Source organism: Acidovorax sp. NCPPB 3576 (genome assembly GCF_028473605.1).
Classification (GTDB): Bacteria; Pseudomonadota; Gammaproteobacteria; order Burkholderiales; family Burkholderiaceae_C; genus Paracidovorax.
Genome location: NZ_CP097267.1, coordinates 1,501,803 through 1,521,983, shown reverse-complemented (window position 1 = coordinate 1,521,983; position 20,181 = coordinate 1,501,803). Strand labels below are relative to the sequence as shown.

The following is a 20,181-nucleotide window of genomic DNA, read 5'->3' as shown; positions in this document are numbered from 1 at the left end:
GGTCTCTGTTAGCGGGGGGATTGTAGAGTGGGCGCCCAATCGGGCAGCGCATCCAGCGCACGCTCCAACTGCTCACCCCCGCTTTCCCGCAGTGGTTTGATCGTCACGGCCGAGCGCGCAAGTTCATCTGCACCAAAAATCAGTGCATACCGGCAGCCGCTGGCATCCGCCTTTTTGAACTGCGACTTCATGCTGCCCATGCCGTCGCCTCGAACGGAAGGACTGTGCATCTGCACGTTCACGCCAAAAACTCGCAGCCGCTGCAGTACCGCCATCACCGCAGGCAAAGACGCCTCATCCGGCACGATGGCGTAGGCATCAGCCACCAGCACCGGAGGCGTAGCTTCCTGCTCTTTGACGAGTTCCAGCACGCGCTCCACTCCGAGGGCCCAGCCAACCGCCGGCGCAGGCTTGCCACCGATTTGTTCGAAGAGATAGTCATAGCGCCCGCCCCCACAAATGGTGCCTTGAGACCCCAGTTGCTCGGTTACGAACTCGAAGACAGTGAGGTTGTAATAGTCCATGCCACGAACCAGGCGTGGATTGATAGTCCAGGCCACTCCATTCGCATCGAGGATGGCCTTGACGGTGTCGAGGTGGCGCTTGGACTCTTCGCCGAGATAGTCCAGCAGTTGCGGAGCTGCTTGTACCAAGCTCTGCATGGCCGGATTCTTCGTATCCAGGATGCGCAGAGGATTGCTGTGCAGGCGGCGGCGAGCATCCTCGTCCAGAAGATCCAAATGACCTTCCAAATAGGCGATCAGTGCCGCACGGTGGGCTTTTCGCTCCTCAGGTTGTCCAAGGCTATTGAGTTCCAGTCGAACGTCTTTCAGGCCCAACTCTTTCCACAGCGCATCCGCCAGCAGGATCAGTTCGGCATCGACTTCGGCCCCATGGAAGCCCATGGCTTCCGCACCGATCTGATGAAACTGCCGGTAGCGTCCGCGCTGCGGCCGCTCATGGCGGAACATCGGGCCCATGTAATACAAGCGCTTGCCGCCGTCGTACAACAACGAATGCTCGGCCGCGGCACGAACGACGCCCGCCGTCGCCTCGGGGCGCAGCGTCAAATGCTCCCCATTCAAGCGGTCTTCGAAGGAATACATTTCCTTTTCGACAATATCGGTGACCTCGCCCAGGCCGCGAACGAACAATGCTGTCGGTTCTACGATGGGCGTACGCACATTGCGATAAGCGTATCGCGCCATGAGCGCCCTCACCTTGTCTTCCAACCACTCCCAGCGCGCCGAGTCCGGGGGAAGAATGTCGTTCATGCCTTTGACGGCCACCAGTTTGCCGGCTTTGGGCTGAGGATTGCTTGTCTTGTTGCTCACGGAATGCATCAATGGGTTAAGGACTGGCGCGTCGGCATCGGCCGACGCATGCGCCGGCTCGGTAGACGGCTTTCAATTCAAATCAGGGAAGGGCTACCGCTTGGCTGAAGCGATCGGCGATGTAGCGTTCGACGAGCTGCTGGAACTCCTGCGCGATATTGTCGCCGCGCAGGGTCAAAGCCTTTTCTCCATCGATGAATACGGGTGCTGCCGGCGCCTCTCCGGTCCCCGGCAAGCTGATGCCGATGTCGGCATGCTTGCTTTCTCCTGGACCGTTCACGATGCATCCCATCACGGCCACCTTGATCTTTTCGACTCCGGGATATTTGAGCCGCCAGACCGGCATTTGCGATCGAAGAAAGTCATCGATCTGCTTTGCCAGTTCCTGGAACGTGGTACTGGTCGTGCGCCCGCAGCCAGGGCAGGCAGTCACGCTGGGCACGAACATGCGCAAACCCAGTGCCTGCAGGATTTCAGAAGCCACGACGACTTCCTGAGTACGGGCCTCACCGGGTTGAGGAGTGAGCGAAACGCGGATGGTGTCGCCGATGCCTTCCTGCAAGAGAATCGACAAAGCCGTGGTGGACGCCACCGTGCCTTTGGTACCCATCCCCGCTTCGGTCAAGCCCAGGTGCAACGCGTAGTCGCAGCGCTTTGCCAATTCACGGTACACGGACACCAGATCCTGCACACCGCTCACCTTGCACGAGAGGATGATCTGATTGCCATCCAAACCCATCTCTTCGGCGCGCTTAGCCGACTCGATGGCCGAGGTGATCAGCGCTTCGTACATGACTTGCCGGGCATCCCACGGGGAGGAACGCCGGTTATTCTCATCCATGAGTTCCGCGAGCAACTCCTGATCGAGGCTGCCCCAGTTGACGCCGATGCGGACGGCCTTGTCCCAGCGCATGGCTGCGTCGATCATCTGGCCAAACTGTCGGTCGCGCTTATCGCCCTTGCCCACATTGCCAGGATTGATGCGGTACTTGGACAGCGCCTGGGCGCAATCAGGGTATTCGGTCAGCAGCCGATGACCGTTGTAATGGAAGTCTCCGACCAGGGGAACCGTCTCCCCCATACGATCCAGTTGCTCGCGAATATAGGGCACCGCTGCAGCCGCCTCGGGCGTGTTCACGGTGATCCGGACGAATTCGGAGCCGGCCTGCGCCAACTCCTTGACCTGTATCGCCGTGCCGATGGCATCGACCGTGTCGGTGTTCGTCATGGACTGAACACGCACGGGCGCATCCCCACCCACGGTCACCACGCGCGAGCCCCATGTGATTCGAGCTTGCCGCGAACGGCGCGGCTGGGGCGATGCCATCGCAATCGGCTGGGCGGACGTTAAAAATGTGTTCACGGTTTCACCTCAAATCGGGCAACGTTCTCACGCGAAACGGTTTTGAGTTCCAAAGGTTTGCCGTGGACCACGACATCTGTGACATCGGCTTTGCCGATGACCACCGCCCATGGCGGGGTTCCTGGAATAGTCACACTCTCGCCAGCGGCCAGGACGCGCTGAAACACCGTGGACCCCGCGGCACTTCGCACCTGGACCCACGATTCTCCGCGCGTGCGAATGACCAATGCCGCATCCGGGCTACCCGATGGTGAGGATACGGTGGCGTCCGGCGCAGCAACGGCAGCCGTCGCGGCAGGTGTCACGTTCGATGCGCCTGCCATGGAGGAAGGCGAAGAGGCAGATGGCGCGGACACGGAAGACGCCGCCAAAGGTTGTGCAGAAGTGCTCATCGGCTCAACGCCTTTAGCGCTTTCGGCTTCTGCTGCAGAACCGGTCACCGCGGCAGGCTCATCGCCAGTCCCGCCATCGGGGCGATGGGGCCAGAGCAGCACCGCGGCAGCACCCACAAGCAACACGATCACCGCGAAGATGGCAGTACGAGAACCCGATCCGCTCGAGGACGAAGCCAATTGGCCGTTGCCAGACTTGAACGAAGCGTTGATCCCCCGGTGCGCCGAAAGCGCAGGCGGCTGGTTTCGCGGCAGCAACGCCAGCACCGGCGCGGGGTCCACCTTGAGCGTCCGGCACATGCTCGAAGCCAGGGCACGCACAAACACCACGTCCGGGAAAACTTCGAAATAACCTGCTTCCAATGCCTCCAGTTTATGCACAGGCACCTTGAGGGCAACGGCCAGCGCCGCAATGTGCACACCAGCGGACTCGCGGGCCTGCCGCAGCATCAGTCCAGCCGCGACGCTGTCCTGTGCTGGCGCACCGTCACTGTTCAGAAGCTGCTCGTCGTGCCCCACCGCCTCATTCATTGAACGCCCCTCGGTCATATGCCATCAGTTCTTTGGAGTCCGGAAAACGCTTGCGCAGTTGTTCGGCGAGTTGGCGCATCGCCACCGAGTCACTTTGCGCTCGCTCAATTTTGATGCCCAGCCAAAGCGATTCCGCATTGGCGAACTCGCCGTTATTCAAGCGGCGAATGTAGAACTGCGCACGCTTGACCTCGCCACGGCGAAACATGAGCGACGATAGGTTGTACCCCACCACGGGATTGCCTGCGTCCAGTTCATAGGCTTTGAGCAAAGTCTGCTCTGCTTCTGCGATCTGCCCTGCACGCTCCTGGCAAAGGCCTTGGGCCATGAGCGTCTTGCTGCGGGCGTTGTAGGTCCGGCTGGCCAGCGCACGCTCGAAATACTGCTGGCTCTCCGCGTACTTTTGCTGTTGGCAAAGAAGCCAGCCATAGTTGTGCAGCAGGTTGGGCTCCGACGGATGAAAGCCGAGTGCGCGGCGAAAGCTATCTTCCGCCAGTGGCAGGTCACCCAAACGCAGATAAATCAATCCACGCAGGTTGTAGGCGTCGCCATAGGACGGGTCGGTGGCCAGCGATTGGCGCACCTCGTCCAGTGCCACCGTGGTCTGGCCCATCTCGAGGTAGTTGGCAGCTAATTCCAACCGAAGCCTGGCGCGGCGGCGGGTTTCAGTCTCTTCCGAAGGCGTGACGTACTCCGCGCTTGCTGATGTGGCATTCATTCCGCCAGTCGCCGCGCATCCGCCCAACCCAGCCACGCCGATGGTGGCAAAGCACAAGGCCATCGCCAATCGCGCATGCCGCTCAAAAACCGCGACCGATCTCGTCATGTAGATCCTCCTGCTTAAGGGCAATGCGTGCCACGCGCCCAGCTTACGGAAAAGGTGATTTGAAAACCCGATGGCGGCACCGCCTCTCGCACTTTGCCTGATCACAACGTGTCCCAAGACAGCGCGCCCTCATCGAAGATCGCGCTGTACCGCAGGGTCACGTCACAGGCTTGAGCATGATGGTGCGCTGCTTGGCCATGCGCTCAGCGGCCCGGGTACGGTCTTTCACATCTCCCGCCAACTGGCCGCACGCGGCATCGATATCGTCGCCGCGCGTTTTGCGCACGGTGGTAACGATACCCGCATCACTCAGCAACTTTGCGAAAACCGCAACTTGCTGAGGGGTCGATCGATGCAGGCCGGAGGCGGGAAATGGGTTGAAAGGAATCAGGTTGAATTTGCAGCGCACGCCCTGCCCATGGCGCGGGCGCACCAACTCGATGAGTTGGCGGGCGTGCTCGGCCTGGTCGTTCACGCCATCCAGCATGCAATATTCGAAGGTGATGAAATCGCGCGGCGCATGCGCCAGATAACGTTGGCACGCATCCAGAAGCTCCTGCAGCGGATACTTGCGATTGAGCGGCACCAGGTTGTCACGCAACGGATCGTTGGGCGCATGCAGCGAAACGGCGAGCGCCACAGGACAGTCCTGGGACAAACGATCCATCATGGGAACGACGCCCGAGGTTGACACCGTCACGCGGCGCCGGGACAGGCCATAGCCGTGGTCGTCGAGCATCGCACGCAACGCGGGCACGAGGGCGGTGTAATTCTGCAAGGGCTCGCCCATGCCCATCATGACGACGTTGGAGATGACGCGCTCTTCGCTGCCGAGCCTTTGGCGCAGAGCATGTTCGGCAAACCACAACTGGGCGATGATTTCACCCGTGGTCAAGTTGCGGCTGAAGCCTTGGTGTCCGGTGGAGCAAAAGCGGCATCCCACAGCACAGCCGGCCTGGGACGAGACACACAGCGTTCCCCGGTCATCCTCTGGGATGAAGACGGTTTCAACGGCATTGCCGTCGCCCACGTCGAACAGCCACTTGACCGTGCCGTCCGTGGAAACATGCTCGCTCACGACCGGCAGCGCCTGCACATGTGCGCAGGACTTGAGTTTTTCCCGCAGCGACTTCGCCAGATCGCTCATCTGGTCGAAATCGTGCGCGCCCCGCTGGTGAATCCAGCGGAACAATTGGGTCGCCCGAAAACGCTTCTCCCCCAGTTGCTCGCAAAAAGCAGCCAGACCGTCGAGGTCGAAATCAAGGAGGTTGGTGGTCATCGGAGCGAATTCTGTTCACGTCGATCACCGCCCCTTGCACAGGGCGCGCGGCCTGGGCAGCGCTCCGGCGCAAGGGTGGATCGCATATCAGCGCGAGTAGATGTTGAGGCCGGGGAAGAAAAAGGCCACTTCTGCCTGAGCGGTTTCCAGTGCGTCGGAACCGTGCACGGCGTTGGCGTCGATGCTGTCGGCGAAATCGGCGCGAATGGTGCCGGCTTCAGCCTTCTTGGGGTCCGTGGCGCCCATGAGTTCACGGTTCTTCAAGATGGCGTTTTCGCCTTCCAGGGCCTGGATCATCACCGGGCCGGAGATCATGAAGTCCACCAGGTCCTTGAAGAAAGGACGCTCTTTGTGCACGCCGTAGAACTGCTCGGCTTCCAGACGCGACAGGTGGGCCATGCGCGCTGCGACCACCTTCAGGCCGGCCGCTTCGAAGCGGGCGTAGATTTGACCGATGACGTTCTTGGCCACTGCGTCGGGCTTGATGATGGAGAGGGTGCGTTCGATAGCCATTTTGATTTTCCTGAAGAGTGGTTGATCTAATTTTTCGCCCTGCGGACAAAGCCCTCGATTCTAACTGGGCCGATTTGTCCCCAAGCCGCAAAGGTTCAGCGTCCCCCGCGACGCGGCGGGCCGTTGCGCTTTTGGTCCTGCCGGTAGCGCGACAGGCTGTCCGTGCCGATGTAGCCCACCGAGGTCTTCATCGGATCAGGCTGGCTGCTCGCACCGCCCCCGCCGCCCTGGCGGTTACCGGGCGCACTGTCTTTGCCGCGCCCCACGCCTGGGCCATAGCCCGGCTTGCGTGCGGACGACGGCGCCGCAGAATCCCGCGGCCCACCGTTGTTGCGCCCACGGGGCCCGCCACGGCGCAGACCACTTTTGCGGTCCGCCGGCCCGGCGGGCGCCTCGCCGGATTCCCGAGGTGGCCTGATGCTCCCACCCACCGCCTGCATGAGCGCGCGAATGTCGCGCTCGTCCAGCTCCAGCCACGCACCGCGCTTGAGCCCGCGGGGTAGCATCATCGCTCCGTAGCGGATGCGGATGAGTCGGCTGACCGCATGGCCCACGGCCTCCAGCATGCGGCGAACCTCGCGGTTGCGACCCTCGGAGATCGTCACGCGATACCAGCAGTTGGAGCCTTCGCCGCCGCCGTCCTCGATCGACCCGAACGACGCCATGCCGTCGTCCAGTTGCACGCCATCCAGCAACCGTTGCTTTTCTTCGTTGCTGAGGGCGCCCAGCACACGCACGGCGTATTCACGCTCCAGGCCGAAACGGGGGTGCATCAGCTGGTTGGCCAACTCGCCCGAGCTGGTGAACAACAGCAAGCCTTCGGTGTTCAGGTCGAGCCGCCCCACCGACTGCCACTTTCCGTGGGCGAGGCGCGGTAACTTGCGGAACACGGTGGGCCGGTTCTGAGGATCGTCATGGGTCACCACTTCGCCTGCAGGCTTGTGGTAGGCAATGACCCGGGCCGGGGGGGGGTCGATGCGATAGCGAATGGGGCGGCCATTCACCTTCACCTGATCGCCGAACTGCACGCGCTGCCCGATGTGCGCCGGTTCGTTGTTGACCGAAATACGGCCTTCCAGAATCAACTGCTCCATTTCAAGGCGCGAGCCCAGCCCCGCCTGAGCCAACACCTTGTGCAGCTTCGGCGTTTCAACCTGCGGCAGCAACACGCGCCGCTCTGGGACCGCCTCGGCTGCCGTTTCGTCTTCATCCAGGCGACCGGACACCACATCCGCGAACTGATATCCCGGCGTGGTACGCGCTCCTGCGGGGCGCGGTCCCGAAGGTCGTGCAGATTTTTGCGATGCAGCAGCAGGCGGGGTTTCCTTGGGACCCGCCTCAACGGCCGGCACGGCCATTGCAGATTCGGCGTCCTGCTGGGTTTCGGCAGAGCCATCCGCGGGACGTTCTGCCGCCGATTCGGACTCCTTCGGCGCCTTCTTGCGCGGCGATTTGCGGGCCGCAGGCTTCTTGGCACCGGCGTCCGCCTCAGCGGGCAATGCGGGCTGTTCGTCGGCTGGTTCTGAAATGGGGTCGTTCATGGGAGGCTCTCTGGTGTGCCGTTATCGGTGTCTTGTGGATTCTCGTGCGGAGAGGTCGCCACGTCTTCATTGGATGGGTGCGGCGGTGCTTGCGTCATGGGTGCCGGCACTGGCTCGTCTTCGCCCCCCTGCCGCGCGGAGGACAACGCCTGCGCAGGCGGCGATGCTTCACCGGAGCCTGCGGATTCATCCGGCAGCAAGGAGCCGCCAGAACTGAGTGCTTGCAGCACGCTCGCCTGCACCGCCGGATTTTCCATCACGGGCAGTTGGTCCAGCGACTGCAGCCCCAGGTCATCCAGGAACTGCCGCGTGGTGGCGAACAAAGCCGGCCGGCCCACGGTTTCTCGGTGCCCGATGACTTCCACCCAGCCCCGGTCTTCCAACTGCTTGATGATCAAACTGTTGACCGTCACGCCCCGGATGTCCTCGATATCGCCGCGCGTCACCGGCTGGCGGTACGCAATGATGGCCAGCGTCTCCAGGGTGGCACGCGTGTAGCGCGGCGGCTTTTCCGGATGCAGCCGGTCGAGGTACTCGCGCATTTCGGGGCGGCTCTGAAAACGCCAGCCCGTCGCGACCTGCACGAGTTCCACGCCCCGCAAAGCCCAATCCTGCTGGAGTTCCAGCAGGATGGTTTTCAGGGTATCGGTTCCGAGAGCGTCGTTGAAGAGCGTGCGCAACTCGCGCAGGGTCGCCGGTTGCGGAGCGCAGATCAGCGCGGTTTCAAGGACCCGTTTAGCGTCCACCGTATTCATGGTTCAGCAATTGCGGGGAAAGGGACGCCACGTGTCGAAAGGGCGCCAGGCTGTCAAAGGGTTCGTTCAGCGGGACCGCACGCAAAGACCTTGGTGCTGTTCCCAGCCCTGCAGTGTGTCCATGCGGGCGAGTCGGCTGGTGCAGCCGCTAGGCGCGATTGTAGCGCAGGCCCCAAAAATCCAAGGCGTTTTCCATGTCCGGCGGTAGAGGGGCATGGAACTCCATCGGCTGCCCCGTCACGGGATGGGCAAAGGCCAGCCGGTAAGCGTGCAGTGCTTGGCGCGACAGCCCCCCCGCTGCCTCTCCCCCGTACAAGGCATCGCCCACCAGGGGATGGCGAAGCGAGGCCATGTGCACCCGGATCTGGTGCGTGCGCCCCGTATGCAGCGTGCAGCGCACGAAGCACACCGGATCGACGCTGTCGAGCAAGGCGATGTCCGTGCGCGCGGGCTTGCCCGATTGCGTGGCTAGGTCCACCACGGCCATGCGCAGCCGGTTGCGCGGGTCGCGGCCGATGCTCCCCTCGACCATGCGCTGCTCCGGCCCGCTCCAGGGGCGATGGCCGATGGCGAGGTACTGCCGGCTGACTTCGCGGGCGGCGATCATGCGCACCAGGGCATCCATGACGCCCCGCTCACGCGCGACGACCATCAGGCCGCTCGTGTCCTTGTCGAGCCGGTGGACGATGCCGGCGCGGGGCACCAGCAGCGCCTTGGGGTCGCGTGCCAGCAGACCATTGAGCAGCGTGCCGCTCCAGTTGCCAGGCGCCGGGTGAACGACGAGCCCCGCAGGCTTGTGGATGACCAGCAGGTGCGCATCCTCGAACACCACGTCGATGGGCATGGACTCGGGCCGGAACGCCTGGCTCTGCTGGGTGGGCCGCAATTCGACCGAGACCACATCGCCCGCCTTGACGCGGGCAGCAGGCTTGGCCGCGGCCTGCCCGTTGAGCAGAACACCGCCCTGCGCCAGCAGTTGCTGCAGATAGCTGCGCGAGAACTCGGGCACCTGCTCGGCCAGCGCCCGGTCCAGGCGCTCGCCGTGCTGCAACTCGCCGATGGAAAACTGGCGAACCTCCTGCGAGGCATCGCCCCCGTCTTCCAGGTCTTCGGTGCTGGCATCGCCCTCAGGGAGCGTGCCAGGGCCGGACGGCAGCGTGCTCAACGCGCCGGCAGGTAGCGGGACGGATCGACCGGCTTGCCCTGGCGGCGGATCTCGAAGTGCAGCTTCACCCGGTCGGTGTCGGAGCTGCCCATTTCGGCGATCTTCTGGCCGCGGCGCACCGTCTGGTCTTCCTTCACCAGCAGGGTCTGGTTGTGGGCGTAGGCCGTCAGGTAGGTGTTGTTGTGCTTGAGGATCACGAGGTTGCCGTAGCCGCGCAGGCCGGCACCGGCATAGACGACCCGGCCATCCGCAGAAGCGAGCACGGGGTCGCCCGCCTTGCCGCCGATGTCGTAGCCCTTGTTGCGCGCCTCGTCGAAGCCCGCCACCAGCGAACCCGACGAGGGCCAGATGAACGCCATGTCGTCTTCGCCGCCCGTCGAGACAGGTGCGGGGGCTGGCGTGGCGGCCACCACAGGGGCCGATGCCCCCGGCTTGGCGCCGCTGGCGGGGGTGGACGGTGCGATGGCCGACGAAGTGACTGGGCGGGTGACCACGCCGGTATCGCCGGCCACCGACGGCGCCGGCGTGGCCGACGGCGCGGCCACGCGAAGCACCTGGCCGACCTCGATGAGGTTGGCGTTGTCCAGGTTGTTCCAGCGGGCGATGTCCTTCCAGCTTTGGCCGTTTTCCAGGCCGATGCGAATCAGGGTATCTCCCGGCTTGACCGTGTAGTAGCCGGGTTTGCCAGCGTTTTCAGCGCCGGGCAGTGGCTTGGCCGCAGGCGCGACCACCATGCCGGGCTGGGAGGCGGATGTGGAAGCGGACGTGCCACGATCTTCCACCGGTGCCCTGTTGACGCGGGTACCGCAACCCGTCAGCACCAAGGCTGCCAGCGCCACCGAACCCCAACCAACAAGACCACGCGTAACCAACATAAGCAAATCCCTTCAGGCAATCCCCGATTTTAGGGGGACAAAATGAACGGCCTCCAAAACGTTCTGTTTCAATCCGTGCATCGTTTTGTCGATGACCAGCAACACCTGGTGGCCGCCGGCGCCCACCATGGGCGCCACGAGGCGGCCACCCACGGCCAGTTGATCGATCCACGCCTGAGGGAGGGTCTCGCCGCCTGCCGCGGCGATGATGGCCGCATACGGCGCGCCCTTCGCATAGCCCACCGTGCCGTCGCCGAAGATGAGGTGCACGTTCGCGAGGCGCCAGGGACGCAGGTTGTCGCGCGCCTTCTCGTGCAACGCGCGCAAACGTTCGATGGTGTACACCTCGCGGGCCACGCGCCCGAGCACCGCGGCCTGGTAGCCGCAGCCCGTGCCGATCTCCAGCACGCGTCCCAGCCCGGCGGCGCGCGCGCCTTCCGCGCCCAGCAGCAGCTCCGTCATGCGGGCCACGATGCTCGGCTTGGAGATGGTCTGTCCCAGCCCGATGGGGAGGCTGGTGTCTTCATAGGCCTGGTTGACGAGGGCCGTGTCCACGAAGCGGTGGCGCTCCACCGAGCCCATGGCCTGCAGCACGGCGGGCGATGCGATGCCCGAGGCCGCCAGGCGCTGCACCATGCGCGCGCGCACGGCGGCCGAATCGAGCCCGACGCCCTGCGGCATCGGGGCATCGCGGCGCGGCGCGGGCTGGGATGGCGGCCGAGGCCCAGCCCCCGCAGGGCGATCGATGCGGGCCGGAAAGCCGGGGCGGCGCTGGGTCATCGGGCTTGCGCCGGCGCGGGTGCGGTGGATTCGGACGGCACCAGGCGCGCCGCGGTCTGCGTCCAGTAGCCCAGGCCTTCGTGGTCGGTCAGGTCCACCTTCAACGGAGTGATGGCCACATGGCCCTGGGCCGTGGCATGGAAATCCGTGCCCTCGGCATCGTCCTTGGCAGCGCCCGCGCCGCCGATCCAGTACATGACCTCGCCGCGCGGGCTCTGCTGCTCGATGACGCGCTCGGCCGCGTGGCGGCGGCCCAGCCGGCACAGCCGCAGGGGCCGCAGCGCATCGAACGGCATGTTCGGAATGTTCACGTTGAGCAGCCAGGGCGCCTCGCCGACCAGGTTCTGCGCCTGCATCTGCTCGACGATCTCGCGCGCCTTGCGGGCGGCGGATTCGATCTCGCCCCAGCCCTTGTCCACCTGCGAGAACGCGATGGCCGGAATGCCGAAGAGATAGCCCTCCATCGCAGCGCCCACGGTGCCGGAATAGATGGTGTCGTCGCCCATGTTGGCGCCGTTGTTGATGCCCGAGACGACCAGATCGGGCCGGTAGCCCAGCAGGCCCGTGAGCGCGATGTGCACGCAGTCCGCCGGGGTGCCGTTCACGTAACGGAAGCCGTTGGCGGCCTGGTGCACGTACAGCGGCGAATGCAGCGTGAGCGCGTTGGACTTGGCGCTGTTGTTGTGCTCGGGCGCCACCACCTCGACGTCCGCGATGGTCTTGAGCGCATCGTGCAAGGCCACGATGCCGGGCGCCTGGTAACCGTCGTCGTTGGAAATGAGGATCTTCATGGGTGGCAGAAGGCAGAGTGCGCGCGATTGTAGGCCGCGTCCGACAACGACACGCCGTGCGGAAATCCCTGGCCTGCACCGGCCCCTGCCCGCCGTCGCTCCAGGGACTCGCGGCACCGGCACACGCGCCTATCATGCGGCCACACCGACAGGAGACCTCCCATGCATGCTTGGCTTTGCACCAACCCGACGGGCGTCGATGCCCTGGCCTGGACCGAACTGCCCACGCCCGCGCCCAAGGCGGGCGAGGTGCTGATCGCGATCAAGGCCGCCAGCCTGAACTTTCCCGATCTGCTGATCGTGCAGAACAAGTACCAGATGAAGCCCCCCCTGCCCTTCGTGCCGGGGTCGGAATACGCGGGCGTGGTGGAGGCGGTGGGCGAAGGCGTCACGCACCTGCGCCCCGGACAGAGCGTGGCCTGCCTGACCGGCACCGGCGGCTTCGGCACCCATGCGGTGGCGCCCGCGGCGCTGTGCATGCCGCTGCCCGAGGGCTTTTCGCACGTGGATGCGGCGGCGTTCATCATGATCTACGCCACCTCACACCATGCGCTGGTGGACCGGGGGCAGCTCAAGGCCGGCGAGACGGTGCTGGTGCTGGGTGCGGCCGGCGGCGTGGGCACGGCGGCCATCCAGATCGCCAAGAAGATGGGCGCCCGCGTGATCGCGGCGGCGTCCACCGAAGAAAAATGCAAGCTGTGCCTGTCCGTGGGGGCCGACGCCGTCATCAACTACACCGAGGAAAACCTGCGCGAGGCGATCAAGTCGCTGACCGATGGCAAAGGGCCGGATGTGATCTACGACCCGGTGGGGGGCGATTTCACCGAGCCCGCATTCCGCTCGATCGCCTGGCGCGGGCGCTACCTGGTGGTGGGGTTCGCCTCCGGCCCCATCCCGGCGCTGCCGCTGAATCTGGCGCTGCTCAAGGGCGCCTCGATCGTGGGCGTCTTCTGGGGCGAGTTCTCCAAGCGCGAGCGGCAGGCCAACGCCGCCATGATGGCGGAGCTGGCCGCCTGGTACGGCGAGGGCGCCATCAAGCCGGTGATCGACCGCACCATGCCGATGGCACAGCTGCCCGCGGCCTATGCCCACATGGGCTCGCGCGGGGTGATGGGCAAGCTGGTCATGGTGAACTGATCCCGCAGCAGCCCGCGCTCGCCGGGCCCGGACGCCCTGCGGGCGCCTGTTCAAGCGGTGCGCCGTCTGTCACACTCGCGCATCTTTGCCTTTCCGTGCACGCCAGATGGCCGACCGCCCCCCTTCAGAAATCGCGCGAGAAACCCTCAAGCAGCTGGCCACGCGCCGTCTGGCGCCCACGCCCGACAACTACCAGGCGCTCTACGACGAGATCGCCGGCAACCCCAGCGCTCCCGCCTTTCCGGACGGTCCCCTGCGGCACATCCTGCGCGTTCTGCCCGGGCAGACCCCGGCGCAAAAGCGCCTGCTGGGCCTGTTCGAATCCGCCATCGACCACAGCGACTGGGCCCAGTTGCAGAGCGTGCTGGTGGGCTATGCCAATCTGGGGCTGGCCAACGTGGCCGCCGCGCCGGCCGTCTCGGCGGCCGAGCCTTCCGTCGCCACGCACCTGCCCGAAGACCTGACCGAGCAGCTGGCCCGCCTGATCGACAACACCCTGCCCGCGCTGGGCGAGGACGATGCCCGCGTGCACGAACTGGCCGCGCAGCTGACCAACTTCCTGCGCCAGCCCTCGCCCCCGGTCTCGACCTTCGGCCTGATGCTGAACAACTTCAGCTACCGGCTGTCGTTCGCCACCGAGGACCAGGCCGCCATCCGCTCCAGCCTGCTCGAATTGCTGCACATGCTGTTCGAGAACATCGCCGTGCTGAGCCAGGACGACCGCTGGCTGCAGGGCCAGGTGGAGGCGCTGATGGCCGCCTCCAAGCCGCCGCTCACCCTGCGCCGGCTGGACGACGTGCAGCGCCGCCTGAAGGACGTGATCTTCAAGCAGACGGAGGCCAAGGAGCGCACCGTGCAGGCGCAGGAACAGATGAAGGAGCTGCTGGCCACCTTCATCGAGCGGCTGGTGCAGATCTCCGCCTCCAGCAGCACCTACCACGACAAGATGGAGGATTGCGCCGAGCGCATCGGCCAGGCCAACAGCCTGCAGGAGATCACCCCGCTGCTCGAGGAGGTGATGAGCGCCACGCGCGCCATGGCCCTGGACAGCCGGGTGGCGCGCGACGAGCTGCAGGACCTGCGCGCACGCTCCGATGCGGGCCATGCCGAGATCGCCAAGCTGCAGGAAGAACTGGACCGCGCCAGCGCCCAGGCCCGGCACGACCCGCTCACCGGCTCGCTCAACCGCAAGGGCCTGGACGAGGTGATGGAGCGCGAGATCGCCCGCGCCACGCGCAACGGCTCGCCGCTGTGCGTGGCCTTGCTGGACGTGGACAACTTCAAGCTCATCAACGACCGCCTGGGCCACACGGCCGGCGACGAGGCGCTGGTGCACCTGGCCGGCGTCACGCGCGAGGTGATGCGCCCGCAGGACATGCTGGCGCGCTACGGCGGCGAGGAATTCGTGCTGGTGCTGCCCGACACCGACCTGGACCAGGGCGTGGAGGCCATGAAGCGGCTGCAGCGCGAGCTGACCACGCGCTACTTCCTCAAGGACCGCGAAAAGGTGCTCATCACCTTCAGCGCCGGCGTGGCGCAGCTGGCCGAGCAGGAGGGCAGCACGGAAGCCATCCGCCGCGCTGACCAGGGCATGTACCTGGCCAAGCGCGCGGGCAAGAACCGGGTGATGGCCGCCTGACTGCCCCACGGGCGCCCCCTTGTCGCGCGCCCGGCCTGACCGCTTTCCGCTCGCGCACTGCAACCCATTCCCATGACGCACACGCCCTTGCTGTCGCGCCGGGCCCTGCTGCAACGGGCCGCCTGGGCCGCCAGCGTGGCCGCCTCCGCCGCCTGGCCCCGTTGGGCCGCTGCAGTCACGGGCCCTGCGCGGCACGACCCGTTCACGCTGGGCGTGGCCAGCGGCGACCCCTCGCCCGATGGCATGGTGCTGTGGACGCGCCTGGTGCCCGCCGAACCCGGCGCCTGGAGCCGCCCGCTCGCCGTGCGGTGGGAGGTGGCGCACGACGACGCGTTTCGCCGCATCGTGCAGCGCGGCACGGCCACCGCCTTGCCGGAGTTCGCGCACAGCGTGCATGTCGAACTGCAGGGGCTGGCGCCCGGGCGCTGGTATCACTACCGTTTCATGCACGGCGATGCCGTGAGCGCCACCGGCCGCACGCGCACCGCGCCGGCGGCCGGCGAACTGGAGGCGCGCCTGCGCATCGCCTTCGCGTCGTGCCAGCGCTGGGAACACGGCCACTACGCCGCCTGGGCCGACGTGTGCCGCCAGTCGCCCGACCTGGTGCTGTTCCTGGGCGACTACATCTACGAATACGCCAGCCCCAAGGACCCGGCCGGGCTGGCGCGCGTGCACGGCCTGCGCCTGGCGCACACGCTGGCCGACTACCGCGACCGCTACGCGCTGCACAAGAGCGACCCGTCGCTGCAGGCCGCCCACGCGCTGTGCCCCTGGGCCACGACCTGGGACGACCACGAGGTGCAGAACGACTACGCCGGCACCCACGGCCGCGGCGACGCCGCCGACTTCCTGGCGATGCGCACGGCGGCATGGCAGGCCTTCTACGAACACACGCCGCTGCGCGCCGCGAGCCTGGCGGCCAGCGGGTTCGGTGCGCTGCAGGTGTACCGCGCGCTGCCCTGGGGGCGGCTGGCGACCATCCACCTGCTGGATGCGCGCCAGTTCCGCGACCGCCAGGCCTGCCGGGCCGAGGGCAGCAGCGGCGCGGGCGCCGTGCGGCCCGGCGACTGCGCCGAGCTGCAGGTGCCCGGGCGCAGCTTCCTGGGCGCGGCGCAGGAGCGCTGGCTGGATGCCGGTCTGGCCGCCGATGCGCGCGGCGGCGGTGTGGGAAGCGCCAGCGGCGACGGCACCCGCTGGAGCGTGATCGCGCAGCAGACCCTGTTCTCGCCGCGCCACTACCCCTCGGGCGTGCAATCGACCGACAGCTGGGACGGCTACCCGGCCGCGCGCCAGCGGCTGCTGCAATCGGTGGCCCGGCATGCGCCGCGCAACACGGTGCTGCTGGGGGGCGACATCCACCAGAACTATGTCTGCAACGTGATGGCGCCGTCCGACGGGGCCGCATCGCCTGAGGCCCCCGCAGCCACCACGGCCCGCGTGCTGGCCAGCGAGTTCTGCGGCACCTCGATCAGCTCGCGCTCGGGCACCACGCAGGACAAGGTGGACGCCATCGCCCGGCACAACCCGCACGTGCTGCTGGCACGCTGCGACCTGCGCGGCTGGGGGCTGGCCGAGGTCACGCCCCGGCGCTGGACGGCCACGCTGCGCACCGTGGACGACCCGCTGCGGGCCGACAGCGGCGCGTCCACCCTGGCCCGCTTCGTGGTGGAAGACGGTCGCCCCGCGCCCGTGCGCGATCTTTGATTTGCTACTAAATTAATAGCAAAATGCCCTAGTCTTTATTGCGCTGGAGGCCCAAAAGACCAAAGACTTCCAACGCAGGGGCCATCCACGCGCGCCGGTCCGGTAGCGGGGTGTAACACCCGCAGGCCAGGCCTGCACCCCGCATTACCATGGCGCCCACCACACAGGGAGACCCCATGACCCAAAAGCACCTGCCCGCCGCCCGGCTGGCCGTCCTCGCCGCCGCCGCCCTGCTCGCGGCCTGCGGCACCAGTCCCCGCCTGAACTACACCCTGCCCGACCAGCCCGAAGGCGCGTCCGGCTACACCGAGAAGCCCGGCTGGGCGACGCAGAAGTTTGCCGTGGCGGCCGCCAACCCGCTGGCCACCGATGCGGGCTACCAGGTGCTCAAGGCCGGCGGCTCGGCGATCGATGCCGCCATCGCGGTGCAGATGGTGCTGTCGCTGGTCGAGCCGCAATCGAGCGGCATCGGCGGCGGCGCTTTCCTGCTGCACTCGGCCGGCAGCCAGGTCGAGGCCTATGACGGCCGCGAGACGGCGCCGGCCGCCGCGAACGAAAACCTCTTTCTCGGCGCCGATGGCAAGCCCGTTTCCTTCTACGACGGCGTCGTCGGCGGCCGCTCGGTGGGCACGCCCGGCGCGGTGCGCATGCTGGAGCTGGCGCACAAGGAGCACGGCAAGCTGCCGTGGGCATCGCTGTTCCAGCCGGCCATCCAGCTGGCCGAGAACGGCTTCAAGGTGAGCCCGCGCCTGAACACGCTGCTGGCCAACGAAAAGTACCTGGCCCAGGACCCGGCCGCGCGCGCCTACTTCTTCGACGCGGCGGGCCAGCCCTGGCCCGTGGGCCATGTGCTCAGGAACCCCGAACTGGCCGCCGTGCTAAAAGGCATCGCGCGCAACGGCTCCAAGGCGCTGCTGGAGGGCGAGGTGGCGCAGGCCATCGTCGCCAAGGTGCAGGGCCACCCCACCAACCCCGGGCGCCTGGCGCTGGCCGACCTGGCCGGCTACCAGCCCAAGAAGCGCGAGGCGCTGTGCACGGACTACCAGGTGGCCTCCAAGGACTTTCGCCTGTGCGGCTTTCCGCCGCCCAGCTCGGGCGCGATCGCCGTGGGGCAGATCCTGGGCATCCTGAAGAACACCGACGCCAACACCATGGCGCTGCAGGAAGGCCCCAAGGGCGCGGGCGACTGGCTGCCCAGCGCCGACTGGCTCCACCTGTACAACGAGGCCTCGCGCCTGGCCTTCGCCGACCGCGGCCTCTATGTGGCCGACCCCGACTTCGTGCAGCCGCCGGGCGGCAGCTGGAGCAGCCTGCTCGCCCCCGCCTACCTCGCCCAGCGCGCCCAACTGATCGGCCCGCAGAGCATGAAGGTGGCGCAGCCCGGCAATCCCGGCGCGGTCCAGACCAGCTACGCGCCCATGCCCGACCAGATCGAGCACGGCACCAGCCACATCAGCGTCGTCGATGCCTTCGGCAACGCGGTGGCGATGACCACCACCATCGAAGACCAGTTCGGCTCGCGCCAGATGGTCAAGGGCTTCCTGCTGAACAACGAGCTGACCGATTTCAGCTTCGCGCCCAAGGACGCGCAGGGCCAGCCCGTCGCCAACCGGGTGGAGCCCGGCAAGCGCCCGCGCTCGTCGATGGCGCCCACGCTGGTGTTCGACAAGCAGACCGGCCAGGTGGTCATGAGCGGCGGCAGCCCGGGCGGCGCGCTCATCATCCACTACACGGCCAAGACGCTCTACGGCATCTTCAACTGGGGGCTGATGCCGCAGCAGGCCATCAACCTGCCCAATTTCGGCTCGCTCAATGGCCCGACCATGCTGGAGGAAAAACGCTTCCCGCCAGCCACGGTAGAGGCGCTGCGCGCCCGCGGCGCCGAAGTGCGCGAGATGAACATGACCAGCGGCCTGCAGGCCATCACCCGTGCCGAGGTGCACGGGCAGCCGATGTGGCTGGGCGGCGCCGACCCGCGCCGCGAGGGCGTCGTGATGGGGGACTGAGCGCCCGCCCGCCCAAAAAAAAGAGCACCCGGCGGGTGCTCTTTTGCTTTGCGGCCCGGGGCCGGCCGCTGCGCCAGCGCCTACTGCTCGGCGATCACGTCCAGGAACACCAGCGGCTCGGTGCCGGTGTTGGTCAGCCCGTGCGATTCGCCCTTGCGCACGATGGTCACGTCGCCCGGCTTCACGGCCACGTCCACGCCGTCCTTGTCCTTGAAGGTGCCGCGGCCCGAGACGATCACGTAGGTGTCCTCGTTGCCGGTGTGCTTGTGGTAGCCGATGGAGTCGCCCGGCTGCAGCGTGAGCCAGCTGATCTCCTTGATGGCCTGGTCTTTCAGCGCCTTGTCGCGCGTGAAGGCGTATTCGCCGGCCAGCGTGCCCTTGCCGCCGCCGGCGCCCTCCTTGTTGGCCTTCAGCAGCGCCTCCTTGGGGTACACCTCGGCCGAGGCCGTCAATGCCACCCCTGCCAGGGCGATTGCGGCGGCCAGCAGGCGGAACGTGTTTTTCATGGGTTGTCTCCTCTTGGATGGTCGGATGGCAGCGCGGGCCGCCGCAGGATGCCGCGGCCCGTTCGGTGCCGATGCGATCTTATGCGCGGCCCCACGCGCACCGCACCGGCCAGCACCCCGGCGGGATCCTGCGAAGCGGCTTTGTATCAAAACGGGCCCCAGCGCAATCAACACTAGGGCATATTGCTATTAAAACAATAGCAACCGAATCCCACCTCACACCGGTGCCTGGGCCGGCGCCACGGAGGCGCCCTGGATGCCGTGCCGCTCCAGCGCCTGTTGCACAAAGCCGCTGGCCTTGGCCTCTTCCACGAAGGCGTGCAGCACGCCCGCCGCCGCGGCGCCCCGGCCCTTGGGCAGCCCCATGGCCTGCTGGATGACCATGAAGCGGCCCGGCAGCAGGCGCAAGCCGCCGCCCAGGCGCTGCGCATCGGCCTGCAATTGCTGTTTGACGCCGGCAGCCACGTCGGCGCCTTCGGCCAGGAAGGTGTCCACCACCGCCGGCGAGGTGGGTGCGCGCACCAGGGTGGCGGCCTTCATCTCGCGGCTCAGGTACAGGTCGTAGGCACTGCCCTTGCCCACCACCACACGGTGCCCGGCCTGGTCCACCGCTTCGTTGGTGCGCAGCGGCGAATCGCCCCGCACCAGGTAGCAGCCTTCGATGAGCACATACGGCGCGGTGAACGCGATGCCGGCGCCCCGCAGCGGGTCCACGGCGAAAAAGCCGACGTCGGCCTGCTCCTGCGTGACGGCTTCGACCGATCGGCCGGCCGCATCGAACACGGCGAAGGCGATGGGCACACCCAGGCGCTCGGCCAGGGCCCGCGCCAGATCGACGGACACGCCGGACGGATCGGCTCCCGGCGCGCCGGCCTTGGCCAGAATGGGATTGCCCAGATTGATGGAAGCCCGCAGCACCCCGGTGGGTGCGAAGGCCTGGAGGACGGAAGGATCGAGAGGCATGCGGCAGTGGGCGATGGGTTGGACGAAAACCGAGCATCTTCCAGGCGGCGCGCCGTGTAAACCCCGGCACGCACGCCCAGG

At 66.7% G+C, this 20,181-nt stretch carries 18 protein-coding genes; 4 read left to right on the top strand and 14 right to left on the bottom strand.

Features of this window, described 5'->3' with window-relative positions:
- Positions 1-8 precede the first annotated feature (8 nt).
- From hisS to surE, 12 genes are all read right to left on the bottom strand, one after another.
- Positions 9-1,343, bottom strand: coding sequence for a histidine--tRNA ligase (gene hisS, locus M5C98_RS07080; protein WP_442867274.1), 1,335 nt, complete (start codon positions 1,341-1,343; stop codon positions 9-11).
- A 73-nt stretch (positions 1,344-1,416) separates the two neighbouring features.
- Positions 1,417-2,661 (bottom strand): flavodoxin-dependent (E)-4-hydroxy-3-methylbut-2-enyl-diphosphate synthase, encoded by a 1,245-nt coding sequence (gene ispG / locus M5C98_RS07075; protein ID WP_272553188.1) that lies wholly within the window; start codon positions 2,659-2,661, stop codon positions 1,417-1,419.
- A 32-nt stretch (positions 2,662-2,693) separates the two neighbouring features.
- Positions 2,694-3,620 (bottom strand): helix-turn-helix domain-containing protein, encoded by a 927-nt coding sequence (locus M5C98_RS07070; protein WP_272551860.1) that lies wholly within the window; start codon positions 3,618-3,620, stop codon positions 2,694-2,696.
- A complete protein-coding gene (gene pilW / locus M5C98_RS07065) occupies positions 3,613-4,446 on the bottom strand; it encodes a type IV pilus biogenesis/stability protein PilW (RefSeq protein ID WP_442867242.1) in 834 nt (277 codons plus the stop codon). Before pilW ends, M5C98_RS07070 begins: the two co-directional genes overlap by 8 nt.
- Positions 4,447-4,603: 157 nt before the next feature.
- Positions 4,604-5,725 carry a 23S rRNA (adenine(2503)-C(2))-methyltransferase RlmN gene (gene rlmN / locus M5C98_RS07060; RefSeq protein ID WP_272551859.1) on the bottom strand — a complete coding sequence of 374 codons (1,122 nt, stop codon included), beginning with the start codon at positions 5,723-5,725 and terminating at the stop codon, positions 4,604-4,606.
- 87 nt (positions 5,726-5,812) lie between these two features.
- Complete coding sequence (gene ndk, locus M5C98_RS07055) at positions 5,813-6,238, bottom strand: nucleoside-diphosphate kinase (protein ID WP_272551858.1); 426 nt, start codon at positions 6,236-6,238, stop codon at positions 5,813-5,815.
- A 95-nt stretch (positions 6,239-6,333) separates the two neighbouring features.
- The gene (locus M5C98_RS07050) at positions 6,334-7,779 is read right to left on the bottom strand and encodes a pseudouridine synthase (RefSeq protein WP_272551857.1); all 1,446 of its coding nucleotides are present in this window, start codon (positions 7,777-7,779) and stop codon (positions 6,334-6,336) included.
- The gene (gene scpB / locus M5C98_RS07045) at positions 7,776-8,534 is read right to left on the bottom strand and encodes an SMC-Scp complex subunit ScpB (protein WP_272551856.1); all 759 of its coding nucleotides are present in this window, start codon (positions 8,532-8,534) and stop codon (positions 7,776-7,778) included. The genes M5C98_RS07050 and scpB overlap by 4 nt, the downstream gene beginning before the upstream one ends.
- A 148-nt stretch (positions 8,535-8,682) precedes the next feature.
- Positions 8,683-9,699: an RluA family pseudouridine synthase gene (locus M5C98_RS07040; RefSeq protein ID WP_272551855.1), complete on the bottom strand. Its 1,017-nt coding sequence runs from the start codon at positions 9,697-9,699 to the stop codon at positions 8,683-8,685.
- Positions 9,696-10,574: a peptidoglycan DD-metalloendopeptidase family protein gene (locus M5C98_RS07035; RefSeq protein ID WP_272551853.1), complete on the bottom strand. Its 879-nt coding sequence runs from the start codon at positions 10,572-10,574 to the stop codon at positions 9,696-9,698. The genes M5C98_RS07040 and M5C98_RS07035 overlap by 4 nt, the downstream gene beginning before the upstream one ends.
- A gap of 12 nt (positions 10,575-10,586) precedes the next feature.
- Positions 10,587-11,354, bottom strand: a complete 768-nt coding sequence (locus M5C98_RS07030; protein ID WP_272551852.1) for a protein-L-isoaspartate(D-aspartate) O-methyltransferase — start codon at positions 11,352-11,354, stop codon at positions 10,587-10,589.
- Positions 11,351-12,145 (bottom strand): 5'/3'-nucleotidase SurE, encoded by a 795-nt coding sequence (surE, locus tag M5C98_RS07025; RefSeq protein WP_272551851.1) that lies wholly within the window; start codon positions 12,143-12,145, stop codon positions 11,351-11,353. The genes M5C98_RS07030 and surE overlap by 4 nt, the downstream gene beginning before the upstream one ends.
- A 162-nt stretch (positions 12,146-12,307) precedes the next feature.
- On the opposite strand from surE, the gene M5C98_RS07020 reads away from it, so the two are divergent.
- The 4 genes from M5C98_RS07020 (at position 12,308) to M5C98_RS07005 (ending at position 18,631) form a co-directional block, all read left to right on the top strand.
- On the top strand, positions 12,308-13,282 hold the full coding sequence (locus M5C98_RS07020; protein ID WP_272551849.1) for an NADPH:quinone oxidoreductase family protein: 975 nt from the start codon (positions 12,308-12,310) through the stop codon (positions 13,280-13,282).
- A gap of 106 nt (positions 13,283-13,388) precedes the next feature.
- Complete coding sequence (locus tag M5C98_RS07015) at positions 13,389-14,921, top strand: GGDEF domain-containing protein (protein ID WP_272551848.1); 1,533 nt, start codon at positions 13,389-13,391, stop codon at positions 14,919-14,921.
- Between the two features lie 72 nt (positions 14,922-14,993).
- Entirely contained in the window at positions 14,994-16,625 is a 1,632-nt protein-coding gene (locus M5C98_RS07010) for an alkaline phosphatase D family protein (protein WP_272551846.1), read from the top strand.
- A gap of 176 nt (positions 16,626-16,801) precedes the next feature.
- Positions 16,802-18,631 carry a gamma-glutamyltransferase family protein gene (locus M5C98_RS07005; protein WP_272551844.1) on the top strand — a complete coding sequence of 610 codons (1,830 nt, stop codon included), beginning with the start codon at positions 16,802-16,804 and terminating at the stop codon, positions 18,629-18,631.
- Positions 18,632-18,711: 80 nt separating this feature from the next.
- On the opposite strand, the gene M5C98_RS07000 is transcribed toward M5C98_RS07005, so the two are convergent.
- Together M5C98_RS07000 and M5C98_RS06995 are read right to left on the bottom strand one after the other, a co-directional pair.
- A complete protein-coding gene (locus tag M5C98_RS07000) occupies positions 18,712-19,137 on the bottom strand; it encodes a cupin domain-containing protein (protein WP_272551843.1) in 426 nt (141 codons plus the stop codon).
- Between the two features lie 216 nt (positions 19,138-19,353).
- The gene (locus tag M5C98_RS06995; protein WP_272551842.1) at positions 19,354-20,100 is read right to left on the bottom strand and encodes a transporter substrate-binding domain-containing protein; all 747 of its coding nucleotides are present in this window, start codon (positions 20,098-20,100) and stop codon (positions 19,354-19,356) included.
- Between the last annotated feature and the right edge of the window lie 81 nt (positions 20,101-20,181).